The following is an 11,869-nucleotide window of genomic DNA, read 5'->3' on the forward strand; positions in this document are numbered from 1 at the left end:
GGGTTTGCACAGTTTGACTTGAATCAACTCATAAGAAATACAGCCTGAGGAGATCCCCATGAACGCTGCCACAGACGTTCTGCAATCCACCCATCAGCACATCAACCGCGATCGTTTGTGGCTGTCCCTGATGGAGCTGGCCAAGCTCGGCGCCACGCCCAAAGGCGGTGTCTGCCGCCTGGCCCTGACCGACCTCGATCGCCAAGCCCGTGACCTGTTTGTGAAGTGGTGCGAGGAGGCCGGCTGCACGGTCACCATCGACGGCGTCGGCAATATCTTCGCCCGCCGTCCTGGGCGTAATCCCAAGTTGCCGCCAGTCATGACCGGCAGCCATATCGACACCCAACCTACCGGCGGCAAGTTCGACGGCTGCTTCGGCGTGCTGGCCGGGGTGGAGGTATTGCGCACCCTCAACGATCTCAATATCGAAACCGAAGCCCCGCTGGAAGTGGTGGTGTGGACCAACGAAGAAGGCTCGCGCTTTCCACCCTGCATGATGGGTTCCGGCGTGTTCGCCGAGAAATTCACCCTGGCCGATACCCTGGCCAAGACCGACGCTGACGGCGTGACCGTCGGGGATGCGCTGAACGCGATTGGCTATGCCGGTACGCGCCCGGTCAGCGGGCACAAGGTGGGCGCCTATTTTGAAGCGCATATCGAACAAGGCCCGATCCTTGAGGATGAGCGCAAGACCATCGGCGTGGTGCTCGGCGCCCTGGGCCAGAAATGGTTCGATCTCAAGTTGCGCGGGGTGGAAGCCCATGCCGGCCCGACACCCATGCACCTGCGCAAGGATGCCCTGGTAGGCGCCGCTGCCGTGGTTGCCGCCGTCAACGCTGCCGCGCTGGGGCATCAACCTCACGCCTGTGGCACCGTTGGCTGCCTGCAAGCCTATCCCGGCTCACGCAACGTCATCCCTGGGGAAGTGCGCATGACCCTGGACTTCCGTCATCTGGAACCGGCGCGGTTGGATTCGATGATTGCCCAGGTGCGCAAGGTAATCGACGACACCTGCGCCAAACACGGGCTCACATTCGAGATGGTCCCCACCGCCGACTTCCCGCCGCTGTACTTTGACAAAGGCTGCGTGGATGCCGTGCGCAATGCGGCCAATGGCTTGGGCCTGTCGAACATGGATATCGTCAGCGGGGCAGGGCATGACGCGATCTTCGTGGCTGAACTCGGTCCAGCGGGGATGATTTTCGTGCCGTGTGAAGGCGGTATCAGCCACAACGAAATCGAGAATGCCGCGCCGGATGACTTGGCGGCGGGATGTGCGGTGCTGCTGCGAGCGATGGTGGCAGCGTCGGCGGCGATTGCCAGCGGGAAACTCGCCGCCTGATTCAGCAGGTTTCACATCGATCAAATGTGGGAGCTGGCTTGCCTGCGATAACGGTGTGTCAGGTAATATTTTACCCCTGACACACCGCCCTCGACTTGCTCGCGATGGGGCCCGAAAGGCCGTTACTGTTCTCTGCACTGTCGTCCATCGCCCAACCAACCTCAAGCGTCCGGCTTCCACCCCCCACCCAGCGCCGTGACCAACCCGACACTCGCCTGCAACTGCCGCGTCTGCACCGCCTGTAACGTACGCTGCGCCTGCAACGCCGCCGTCTGCGCCGTCACCACGTCCAGATAACTCACCGCGCCGGCTTCATAGCTGTTCATCGCCAGTGCCTGAGTATGTTCTGCCGCATTCGCCGCCGCCTGTTCATCCAGCGCTTCCTGCTGCAAATCCCGCAGCTGCGCCACGTTATCTTCCACCTCACGCACTGCCCGTAAAACCTGGCTGCGGTAATGCGCTGAAGCCTCTTCAAACTCGGCTTTGGCTTGACGCTCGTTGGCACTCAACCGTCCACCGTCGAAGATCGGCAGATTGACCAACGGCCCCAGCGCCCAATACCGATTAGCCGCCGAGAACAAGTTGCCGACGCCTTGGGTTTGCCCGCCAATCAACCCGGTCAAACTGAAGTCCGGGTACCACGCCGCCTTGGCCACGCCGATATTGGCGTTGGCGGCAAACACCCGCCGTTCCGCGGCAGCGATATCGGGCCGACGTTGCAGCAGGTGGCTCGGCAGCTGTTGCGGAATACCCGGCAGCGCGATCAGTTGCTGACTCGGCGGCAGTTGGAAATCACTGGCTGACACGCCGACCAACTCACCTATCGCATGCTCGGTAAGGTTGCGCTGGCCACGCACGTCATCCAATTGCGCCTCGGCTTGCGCCAGTTGGCTTTGCGCGCGAGTCAGGTCCAGTTCCGAGGCGATCTGGCCCTCGTAACGGCTGCGGGTCAGTTGCAGCGCCTGGCCGAAATCATCCAGGGATTTGCTGAGAATTCGGCTCTGGGCATCCAGTCCATTGAGCTGCACATATAACGTCGCCAGTTGATGTTGCAGGCTCAGGCGCGCCACCGCCAGGTCATCGCCCGAGGCCTGGGCCTGGGCGTCACCGGCCGCTACCTGATTGCGGATTTTGCCCCACAGATCCAGGTCGTAGCTCAGGGAAAAACCGGCGGTGTTGCTGTTGTACACCGAAGGTTGCGTGTCGCCCCGCAGCGGTCGATTGTCTGACTGGCGTTGACGCAATGGCTGCGCACTGGCGGTGATTTGCGGAAATAGCCCCGCATGCAATTGGCTGGCATACGCCTGGGATGCATCGAAATGCGCCAGCGCCGCCGCCAAGTCCGGGTTGGCGTTCAGCAGTCGTTGTTGCAGGTCATCCAGGCGCGGGTCTTGATACAGCAACCACCATTGTGGCGCCAGTTGGTCGGCAGGTTGCGCGCTGTGCCACGGACCATCGCTGGTCTGTTCGCGGTACTGCGCCGGCAGGTCAATCGCCGGCACGGTGTAGGTGGGCGCCATCGAGCAGCCTTGCAGCGCCAGCAATACCAGCGCGGCGAGGGGTTTAAGCCTTGGGCGCATGAGCACCTCCGGCGTCGGCCAGTTGCACGAAGTCGCCTTCACGCAGCGCATCCGGAGGGTTGTCGACTACGCGGTCGGCGGGGTTGAGGCCCTGGTCGATCACCAGGCGTTCGCCCAGGTCCAGGCCGATATGGATGTCTTGCAGGTGTACATGGTTTTTTGCATCCAGCACGGCAACCTGGGTGCCTTGGGCGCGGAAGATCAGCGAACTGGCGGGGATGCTGACGCCATGGGTATCCGCCGGAATCGCCAAGGTGGCTTCGGCGTAGTCACCGGGCAGCAACTGGCCGTCGGGGTTGTCGGCGACGAACTGGGCGAGCAGGGTGCCGGAGCGGCGGTCGATGGCGGTGGAGTCGCCCATCAAGCGCGCGCCGAAGTGCTTGCCAGGATGCTCGGGGACCGTCAGTTGCGCCTCAAGCCCAGGGTGAATCACCGCTGCATAATTCTGCGGCACCGGCACGTAGAGGCGCAGTTGATGGGTGTCGGCGATGTCGAACAGTTCCGGATCGCTGTCGTTGTCGGCCTTGATCAACTGGCCGATGTCGGTGTTGCGCGCGGTGATGACGCCCGCAAACGGGGCGCGGATGGTCTTGTAGTCTTCCAGCGCCGAGAGCCGTGCATAGTCGGCTGCGGCAGCCTGGGCATTGGCTTTGGCTGCGGCGGCATTCGAGGTTTTTTCATCGGCTTCCTGGCGCGAGACTGAATGGCTGGCCAGCAGGTTTTGCCAACGGGTCGCGGTGGTTTCGGCCAGACGTGCATTGGCCTGTTCCTGGATCAGTCGGGCGTGGGTTTGTGCCACTTGCTGATCAAGGTCGGGGCTGTCGATTTCGGCGAGGACCTGCCCGGCTTTGACGTGGGCGCCGATATCGACTTTCCAGTCCTTCAGGTAGCCGCTGACCCGTGCATGAATCGGCGCCTTGCTCCAGGCTTCCAGGTGCGCGGGCAGGCGCAGGGTATCGCCCGCGACATTTTGCTTGGGCTGGAACACCATTACTTGCGGTATTGCGGCGGTTTCGGTCCAGGCGGTGACCGCCTTTTCGTGCATCGTGCGGGCATGCAGGCCGTTGGCGACCAACAGGGCGGCCAGGGTCAGGCCGCCGACACCCATGAGCATCAAGCGCTTGCGCGAGGGTTTGTGATCAGACGACATGTGGGCTTTCTCCAGCAGCAGCGCGAGTAGGATGACGACCGTGGACCAGGCTGAAGACCACGGGAACAAACAGCAGGGTGGCGGTGGTGGCGAGGATCAGGCCGCCGATGACGGCCCGGCCCAGCGGGGCGTTCTGCTCCTCGGACAAGGCCAGGGGCAGCATGCCGATAATCATCGCCAGTGCCGTCATGCACACCGGACGGAAACGGGTGTAACCGGCCTCCAGCGCAGCCTTCAAGGCATCGCCGTGTTCGGCCAGGCGCTCTCGACAGAAGCTCACCACCAGAATCGAGTTGGCGGTGGCCACCCCCATACACAAAATGGCCCCGGTCAGCGCCGGTACCGACAGCGAGGTGCCGCTGAGAAACAGCATCCACACGATCCCGGCGAGCGCCGCGGGCAAGGCGGTGATGATCACGAACGGGTCGACCCACGACTGGAAGTTCACCACGATCAACAGGTAGATCAGCACCACGGCGCCCAGCAGACCGAAGCTCAAACCGTTGAAGGCTTCATGCAGGGCGTCGATCTGCCCGTGAAGGCTGATGGTCGCGCCTTTGGGGCGCATGGCGGCGGTGTCATCGAGGACTTTTTGCACGTCACGGGCGACGCCGCCGAGGTCGCGGCCTTGCACGTTGGCGTACAGGTCCAGGGTCGGCTCGATGTTGTAGTGGGTGACCACCGCCGGGCTTTGCACGCGGGAAATGGTTGCCACGCCGCCAAGGATTTGTGACTGCCCATCGGCACCGGTGACCGGCAAGGCTTCCAGTGATGGCAGGCTGTCGAGACGGTATTGCGGCGTCGCGGCGACGATCGAATAGGACACACCGTTGGCCGGGTTGAGCCAGAAGGTCGGTGCGGTTTGCGAGCTGCCGGCCAGTGACGCGACCATGCTGTTGGTCACGTCACGTTCGGTAATGCCCAGGCCGTTGGCGCGCATGCGATCGACGTTGACTTGCAGGGACGGATAGCCGGTGGACTGTTGGATGCGCAGGTCAGCAATGCCCGGCACATGCTGCAGTCGGCGTTCGAGCTCCAAGGCATAGGCGCGGTTTTCTTCGTCATTGCGTCCTGAAATCTTCACGTCCAACGGGGCGGGTGCGCCGAAGTTGAGAATCTGGCTACTGATGTCTGCCGGCAGGAACGCGAAGTGGCTGCCGGGGAAACTTTCGGGCAGGGCTTCACGGAGTTTTTTCACGTAGTCGGCGGTGGGGCTGTGGTCGGCCTTGAGGCTGACCTGGATGTCGCCGTCCTGCGGGCCGATCGTGCCGCTGCTGCTGTAGGCCATGTCGATCCCGCTCAAGGGAATCCCGATGTTATCGACGATGGTGTCCAGTTGTTCCGCCGGAATGATCTCGCGGATCCGCGCTTCGATTCGGTCAAAGGCGGCGGCGCTTTCCTCGATCCGCGTGCCTAAAGGCAGGCGTACATGCATCGCCAGCGCGCCGGCATCAGTGGCCGGGAAAAAGTCCTGGCCCAGGCTTGGCAGCAGCAGGAATGAGGCGAGGACGCAGGCCAGGAAACCGACGATAAAGCGCTTGCGATAACCCAGGGCCAGGGTCAGCAGGCCATGGTAAACATCACGCACGTTGGAGAAGTGGCGCTCGAAACCCTGCTGGAAACTCAACACCGCTTGCAGGGCTGCGTGGCGTTGGGGTTTGTGCTGCTCACCTTCGTGATGGTTGATGAATTCATCTTCCGGGTGATGCCCCAGGCCGGGCTCCGGCGCATGCGGCTTGAGCAGGTACATCGCCAGCGTCGGTACCAGCGTTCGCGACAAAATGAATGAACTGGCCATGGCAAAGATCACCGCCAGGGCCATCGGCCGGAACAGGTAGCCGGCGATGCCTTGCAGCATGAACATCGGCACAAACACGATGCAGATACACAGCAAGGAGACGAACGCCGGGCCGACGATCTGCTTGGCGCCGTCGAGGATCGCCGTCTTCACCGCCTTGCCTTGTTCCAGGTGCCAGTTGATGTTCTCGATGGTCACCGTGGCGTCGTCCACCAGGATCCCCACCGCCAGCGCCAGCCCGCCGAGGGTCATGACGTTGAGGGTCTGGCCGCTGACTGCCAGCAGGGCGATGGCTGACAATACGGCGAGCGGAATCGAGGCGGTGATGATCAAGGTCGAGCGCCAGCTGCCGAGGAACAGCAGGATCATCGCACTGGTCAGCAGCGCAGCGATGATGCCTTCCTGGGCAACGCTGCCCACCGACTGTTTGACGAATACCGACGCATCACCCAACAGCGACGTCTTCAGCGACGGCGGCAAGGTTTCATTGATACGCGGCAGCATTTGGCGAATGCCGTCGATGATCGACAGTGTGGAGATGCTGCCGTTTTTCAGCGCAGGCATCAGCACGGCGCGATGGCCATCGACCCGCACAATGTTGGTCTGCGGTGGCGAGCCATCACGCACGTGGGCTACTTGGCCGATGGTGATGATCGCGCCGTCGACGGTCTTGATCGGCAGGTCGTTCAGTTCATCAATGGCTTTGGGGCTGTTGTTGAGCAGGATCGTGTATTCGTTGGGGCCGAGCTTGGCGGTACCCACCGGGATGATCTGGTTCTGCAAGGCCAGCGCGTTGCCCACGTCCTGGGCGGACAGGCCTTTGGCGGCCAGGGCTTGTGGGTCGAGGTCAAGGGTGATCTGGCGTTGCTTGCCGCCCATGGGGGTCGGCATGGCCAGGCCGGGCAGGGCGCTCAGGGGCAGGCGGATATTGTTCTGCACCAGGTCGCGAATCTTTGCCTCGGAGAGGGTCGGGCTGGAGAACGCCATTTGCAGGATCGGCACCGTCGATGCGCTGTAGTTGAGGATCAACGGTGGAGTGATGCCAGGTGGCATCTGTTTGAGTACGGTTTGTGACACCGCCGTTACCTGGGCGTTGGCGGTGCGGATGTCGACGCCGGGCTGGAAGAAGATCTTCACGATGCCCATGCCTGGCAACGACTGGGACTCGATGTGTTCGATGTCGTTGACGGTGGTACTCAGGGAGCGTTCGTAGGTGTAGATCACCCGGCCGGCCATGGCGTCCGGCGACAGGCCGTTGTACTGCCAGACCACCGCCACCACGGGGATGCCGATATCGGGGAATACATCAGTGGGGGTACGCAGGGCCGCCATGGGCCCGATGATGCAGATGAAAATTGCCAGCACGATAAACGTGTAGGGCTTGAGCAGTGCGGTCTTTACCAGCCCGAGCATGCCTGAACCTCCAAAGGAGTGGGATTGCAAACCCCGGCAGTCTTGCCCGACCCACCTAACACGCACCTTTCAGCCAAGTGAAGGAAGTTTTAGGTAATGCCTGAAGATCCTTTCATATGTATTCATTTGTTCAACAATGGTGGCAGTAACAAGCTGGATACCGTTCGGACGAGGCACCTTTTGCCCGTTCACTCTTGTCCTTCTGGAGTTCTGCCATGTCCCTCAAACCCTTGTTGTTGATCCCGGCCTTGAGTGCGGTCCTGCTGTTGTCGGCCTGCGCCGGCCCTATGCCGCAGCCGGACCCGAGTGAAGCCTGGATCGGCTTGCAAGAGGAAGCGCCCAACGACCTGATGGCCGAGCGGGTGGATGGTAAGCGCATCGATGATGGTCGCTATTTTGAAGTCAAACCCGGCGCCCATCGTCTCGACGTGACCTTGTTTGAAGAAGAGGCGGGTGACGACAACCAGCAGGATTGCCAGGGCCATGTCGACTACAAGAACTTCAAGGCCGGTGAGCATTACACCTTGGTGGAATCAAGCCTGGGCACCACCGTACGGGCCGAGCTGATGGATGGTCATGGCAAGGAAGTGGCCCACACCCAGGACTTCAATTGCATGCCGGGGTGAGGCAGGGTCAGGCGTGGTGCGCGGCGGGTTTGTGTGACGTGTCGGGTGCCACGGGTTTTACCTGTGGAGGATGGTGCCGCCGGGTAACACGCAGCACGCCCCACAGCATGGCACCGGCCACTGAAAGCCAGCCGCATACCAGTAGCAGAATCGTTGTCGTCAGGCTCATGAGTGCCTCCTTTTGCCCTGTGCAGGGCACACACTGTCTGTTCAATGGACAGTCTAGCCAGCGGACCGTTGCGTGCTATTGACCAATGGTCGTGTGTGTCCAACTTGTTTGCTCTATGCGGGGCCATTTACTGCGGCTCAAGGCTATACCCCGGTTCAAGAGCGTCCTATGATCAACGCCCACGTCGGCATTTGATCAAGAGAGTGATGAAGTTGCGGTTACGGTCGAACGTTAAAACCTCCTGGCTGTTGGCAGCCTGCGTCCTGGGGCTGGCGGCCTGCGCCGGGCATCCTTCGAAAATCCAGGGCCTGCCAGAGCGGGTCGAACTCAATGGCGTGGCGGGTTTCCGCACTGAGGCCTACCTGAGTGGTCCTTCTGCCTTGGCCAGCATGCTGTCCCAACAAGGCATTGTGATTACACCGGGGTTGCTGGATAAGCCACTGCATTTGCCGGGGGCCGAGGCGGACCTTGAGCGCAATATGCAGGTACTGGCCCGGGAATACGGCATGCTGGTTTACCCACTGGATCCCAAGCTGCCGGCGTTACTGACGCAAGTGGCGGCCGGGTATCCGGTCATGGTGCGGATTACCGAGGGCTCGAGCTTCTGGTCCGGGCCGCGTTACGCCGTGCTGGTGGGCTTCAACCAGCAGAAAGGCACGGTGTTGTTGCGTTCGGGGATGAATCAACGGTTGCTGATGGGCTTCAGTGCCTTTGAGTCCGCGTGGGAGAGCGCTGGTCACTGGGCGATCCTGGTTCAGCGACCTAGCCAATTGCCAGCCAACGTGGATACCCAGCGTTGGCAGCAAGCGGCCAGTGCTTTGGCCCAGGCAGGGCAGGAGCAGGCAGCGGCCCAGGCACTCAAGGTGCTGGCCGCGAAGCCATAAAAAACGGCGCTCAAGGGCGCCGTTTCTTATTGTGGTCGAAAGCCTGTCAGCGCTCGGATGTCTGCACCACACCCTGACGGTTTTTCAGGTTCTTGTCAGCCTTGTAGCGCAGCGCCACGTCTGGCACCGAGCCGCTCTTGCCGGTTTCAACCCAATTGCGAATGCGGCTGGCATCGGCAAAATGCGTGAATTTGCCGAACGCGTCGAGGATCACCAGCGACACCGGACGATTGCCCATGCTTGTCACCAACACCAGGCAGTGGCCGGCCTGGTTGGTAAATCCGGTCTTGGTCAGCTTGATGTCCCAGTTGGCGCGGTTGATCAAATGGTCGGTGTTGGAAAAGCCCAAGGTGTAGTTGGGCTTGCGGAAAGCCACGGTTTTTTCCTTGGTGGTGCTCAGTTGGCTGAGCATCGGGTACTTGCGTGCGGCTGCCAGCAACTTGCTCAAGTCCCGCGCTGTCGAGACGTTATGGATCGACAGGCCGGTGGGCTCCACATAGTGGGTATGGGTCATGCCCAGTGCCTTGGCCTTGGCGTTCATCGCTGCAATAAAGGCTGCGTAGCCGCCCGGGTAGTGATGGGCCAGGCTAGCGGCGGCGCGGTTTTCCGAGGACATCAGGGCAATCAGCAGCATCTCTTTGCGTGGCATTTCACTGCCGATCTTGACCCGGGAGAACACGCCTTTCATTTCTGGCGTGTCAGTGATGTTGATGTCGATGTACTCATCCATGTTCTGCTTGGCTTCCAGCACGATCAAGCCGGTCATCAGCTTGCTTACCGAAGCGATTGGCACGACCACGTCCGGGTTGCTGGCATAGATGATCTTGTTGGTCTGCAGGTCCACCAGCATCGCGCTGCCGGAGGCAATGTGCAGCTGCGAAGTGTCTCGGGGGGCAATAGTGGTTTCGCGGGCGTCGACGTTAGCGCTGACGAAGGTGCCTGTAAGTGCAAAAAATAGGCTGACGAGAGAAAGACGAATTTTCACGCGGATGAACTCGCTAAAAAGTAGGGATATACCGTTCTGCAACGGGCTTTCTGACAAATGACGTTACATTTGAGGAGTATGGATCAGATTTTGTCGAATGTGCTTCTAAAACCAGACGAAAGCTCTTAAAAACAAAGAAAAAAGTGATTTTTCTCCGTCCAATAAAAAGCCCCGCCATAAGGCAGGGCTTTTTCAGAGCTGCTGGTTATTAGTCGTGCAGGGTTTCTGCCGCGTACAGCGTGTTTTCCAACAGGCAGGCACGGGTCATCGGGCCAACGCCGCCCGGAACCGGCGTAATCCAGCCGGCGCGAGGCAGGGCGGTTTCATACACCACATCACCCACCAGTTTGCCGTCATCCTGGCGGTTGATGCCTACATCAATGACGATGGCGCCTTCCTTGATCCATTCACCTTTCACCAGGCCCGGCTTGCCGGCGGCGACTACCACCAGGTCGGCGCGGCCGACATGACCGGCCAGGTCCTTGGTGAAGCGGTGGGTAACGGTCACGGTGCAACCGGCCAGCAGCAGCTCCATGGCCATCGGGCGACCCACGATGTTGGAGGCGCCGACAATGACCGCGTCGAGACCGTAAAGATCAACGCCGGTGCTTTCCAGCAGGGTCATGATGCCTTTCGGGGTACAAGGGCGCAGCAGAGGGATACGTTGGGCCAGACGACCGACGTTATAAGGATGGAAGCCATCGACGTCTTTGTCCGGGCGGATGCGCTCCAGCAGCTTGGAGGCGTCCAGGTGCTCTGGCAAAGGCAGCTGCAGCAGGATGCCGTCGATGCTCGGGTCGTCGTTGAGGCTGTCGATCAGGTCGGTGAGGGCCTGCTGGGTGGTATCGGAAGGCAAGTCATAGGCCTTGGAAATAAAGCCGACCTCTTCACAGTCTTTGCGCTTGTGCGAGACATAAACCTGAGAGGCGGGATCGCTGCCGACCAGTATCACCGCAAGCCCTGGCGTGCGCAGGCCTTGCTGGCGACGCTCGGCGACACGTTTGGCGATCTGCTGGCGCAGGCTGGCGGCGATCGATTTGCCGTCGATAAGTTGTGCAGTCATTACGCGTGATTAACCATCGAGAGGGAGAAGAAAAGAGCATGCATTCTCGCATGCCAGGACGTGAGGGCAAAGGCGCTTGGTCTGCAAATTCCCCTAACCCCTTAAATAAAATGAATTTTTTTCAAAAAAGATTTGACGGGTTTGGGGGGCGTCTATACTATTCGTCGCACTTGTCGGGCACAGCCTAGCACTGGCTCAGAAGGTCTAGCAGAATTGTTGTTCTGAAAGGCTTGAAAGCACTTAGTTTGTAATCCTCCAAGAGTACAGATTAATAAGGCGCCCGTAGCTCAGCTGGATAGAGCATCCGCCTTCTAAGCGGATGGTCGCAGGTTCGAGTCCTGCCGGGTGCGCCATTAGGCAGCTTTGGCACAAGTAGCGCTATATGGTGGGCGTAGCTCAGTTGGTAGAGCACGGGATTGTGACTCCCGTTGTCGAGGGTTCGATCCCCTTCGTCCACCCCATATTTAAAAAGGCGCCAGATTAATAGTCTGGCGCCTTTGCTTTAACAGCTTCACACGCGGATGTGGTGGAATTGGTAGACACACTGGATTTAGGTTCCAGCGCCGCAAGGTGTAAGAGTTCGAGTCTCTTCATCCGCACCAAATTCAATTTCGTCAGAGTGATCGGCTTTGATGGGATAGGTTGGGAAAGTAGCGATCAGCGGCTTTTTTTGATCACCGGTTCAACTGTCGCGGGGTAATCACCAGATTGCTCCAGCACAAAATGCAATATGGTGGGCGTAGCTCAGTTGGTAGAGCACGGGATTGTGACTCCCGTTGTCGAGGGTTCGATCCCCTTCGTCCACCCCATATTCTGAAAAGGCGCCAGATTAATAATCTGGCGCCTTTTTTCTTGCCTG

At 60.3% G+C, this 11,869-nt stretch carries 9 protein-coding genes and 4 tRNA genes; 7 read left to right on the plus strand and 6 right to left on the minus strand.

Annotated elements, in window-relative coordinates; genetic code table 11:
* The first annotated feature begins 58 nt into the window (after nucleotides 1-58).
* On the plus strand, nucleotides 59-1,342 hold the full coding sequence (locus GNF76_RS28235; protein ID WP_155586337.1) for a Zn-dependent hydrolase: 1,284 nt from the start codon (nucleotides 59-61) through the stop codon (nucleotides 1,340-1,342).
* Nucleotides 1,343-1,503: 161 nt separating this feature from the next.
* Here GNF76_RS28235 and GNF76_RS28240 read toward each other — a convergent pair whose 3' ends face one another.
* From GNF76_RS28240 to GNF76_RS28250, 3 genes are read right to left on the minus strand one after another with little or no spacing between them, the layout of a single operon-like run.
* Nucleotides 1,504-2,922, minus strand: a complete 1,419-nt coding sequence (locus tag GNF76_RS28240) for an efflux transporter outer membrane subunit (RefSeq protein ID WP_155586338.1) — start codon at nucleotides 2,920-2,922, stop codon at nucleotides 1,504-1,506.
* Entirely contained in the window at nucleotides 2,906-4,072 is a 1,167-nt protein-coding gene (locus GNF76_RS28245) for an efflux RND transporter periplasmic adaptor subunit (RefSeq protein WP_155586339.1), read from the minus strand. The genes GNF76_RS28240 and GNF76_RS28245 overlap by 17 nt, the downstream gene beginning before the upstream one ends.
* The gene (locus tag GNF76_RS28250) at nucleotides 4,062-7,283 is read right to left on the minus strand and encodes an efflux RND transporter permease subunit (RefSeq protein ID WP_155586340.1); all 3,222 of its coding nucleotides are present in this window, start codon (nucleotides 7,281-7,283) and stop codon (nucleotides 4,062-4,064) included. Before GNF76_RS28250 ends, GNF76_RS28245 begins: the two co-directional genes overlap by 11 nt.
* A gap of 215 nt (nucleotides 7,284-7,498) precedes the next feature.
* On the opposite strand from GNF76_RS28250, the gene GNF76_RS28255 reads away from it, so the two are divergent.
* Nucleotides 7,499-7,909 carry a PA0061/PA0062 family lipoprotein gene (locus GNF76_RS28255; RefSeq protein ID WP_155586341.1) on the plus strand — a complete coding sequence of 137 codons (411 nt, stop codon included), beginning with the start codon at nucleotides 7,499-7,501 and terminating at the stop codon, nucleotides 7,907-7,909.
* A gap of 7 nt (nucleotides 7,910-7,916) precedes the next feature.
* On the opposite strand, the gene GNF76_RS29390 is transcribed toward GNF76_RS28255, so the two are convergent.
* A complete protein-coding gene (locus GNF76_RS29390) occupies nucleotides 7,917-8,078 on the minus strand; it encodes a hypothetical protein (RefSeq protein ID WP_178123638.1) in 162 nt (53 codons plus the stop codon).
* 212 nt (nucleotides 8,079-8,290) lie between these two features.
* Between GNF76_RS29390 and GNF76_RS28260 the strand changes: the two genes are divergently transcribed.
* Nucleotides 8,291-8,962, plus strand: a complete 672-nt coding sequence (locus GNF76_RS28260; RefSeq protein WP_155586346.1) for a peptidase C39 family protein — start codon at nucleotides 8,291-8,293, stop codon at nucleotides 8,960-8,962.
* Between the two features lie 46 nt (nucleotides 8,963-9,008).
* On the opposite strand, the gene pbpG is transcribed toward GNF76_RS28260, so the two are convergent.
* Nucleotides 9,009-9,947 carry a D-alanyl-D-alanine endopeptidase gene (gene pbpG, locus GNF76_RS28265; RefSeq protein WP_178123639.1) on the minus strand — a complete coding sequence of 313 codons (939 nt, stop codon included), beginning with the start codon at nucleotides 9,945-9,947 and terminating at the stop codon, nucleotides 9,009-9,011.
* Nucleotides 9,948-10,155: 208 nt separating this feature from the next.
* Nucleotides 10,156-11,010, minus strand: coding sequence for a bifunctional methylenetetrahydrofolate dehydrogenase/methenyltetrahydrofolate cyclohydrolase FolD (gene folD / locus GNF76_RS28270; protein WP_155586343.1), 855 nt, complete (start codon nucleotides 11,008-11,010; stop codon nucleotides 10,156-10,158).
* 276 nt (nucleotides 11,011-11,286) lie between these two features.
* On the opposite strand from folD, the gene GNF76_RS28275 reads away from it, so the two are divergent.
* The 4 genes from GNF76_RS28275 to GNF76_RS28290 all read left to right on the plus strand — a co-directional run bounded on the left by GNF76_RS28275 (nucleotide 11,287) and on the right by GNF76_RS28290 (nucleotide 11,819).
* Nucleotides 11,287-11,363: transfer RNA gene (locus GNF76_RS28275), tRNA-Arg, on the plus strand.
* A gap of 32 nt (nucleotides 11,364-11,395) precedes the next feature.
* Nucleotides 11,396-11,471, plus strand: a tRNA-His gene (locus GNF76_RS28280).
* A 56-nt stretch (nucleotides 11,472-11,527) separates the two neighbouring features.
* Nucleotides 11,528-11,612, plus strand: a tRNA-Leu gene (locus GNF76_RS28285).
* Nucleotides 11,613-11,743: 131 nt separating this feature from the next.
* Nucleotides 11,744-11,819: transfer RNA gene (locus GNF76_RS28290), tRNA-His, on the plus strand.
* The last annotated feature ends 50 nt before the right edge of the window (nucleotides 11,820-11,869 follow it).

It is taken from the genome of Pseudomonas spelaei (assembly GCF_009724245.1).
Classification (GTDB): domain Bacteria; phylum Pseudomonadota; class Gammaproteobacteria; order Pseudomonadales; family Pseudomonadaceae; genus Aquipseudomonas; species Aquipseudomonas spelaei.

Excerpts from the sequence above, each read along its gene's own strand:
- GNF76_RS29390 (WP_178123638.1), bottom strand. The coding sequence starts at position 8,078 with ATGAGCCTGACGACAACGATTCTGCTACTGGTATGCGGCTGGCTTTCA.
- GNF76_RS28255 (WP_155586341.1), top strand. The coding sequence starts at position 7,499 with ATGTCCCTCAAACCCTTGTTGTTGATCCCGGCCTTGAGTGCGGTCCTG.
- GNF76_RS28245 (WP_155586339.1), bottom strand. The coding sequence starts at position 4,072 with ATGTCGTCTGATCACAAACCCTCGCGCAAGCGCTTGATGCTCATGGGT.
- folD (WP_155586343.1), bottom strand. The coding sequence starts at position 11,010 with ATGACTGCACAACTTATCGACGGCAAATCGATCGCCGCCAGCCTGCGC.
- GNF76_RS28250 (WP_155586340.1), bottom strand. The coding sequence starts at position 7,283 with ATGCTCGGGCTGGTAAAGACCGCACTGCTCAAGCCCTACACGTTTATC.
- GNF76_RS28240 (WP_155586338.1), bottom strand. The coding sequence starts at position 2,922 with ATGCGCCCAAGGCTTAAACCCCTCGCCGCGCTGGTATTGCTGGCGCTG.
- GNF76_RS28235 (WP_155586337.1), top strand. The coding sequence starts at position 59 with ATGAACGCTGCCACAGACGTTCTGCAATCCACCCATCAGCACATCAAC.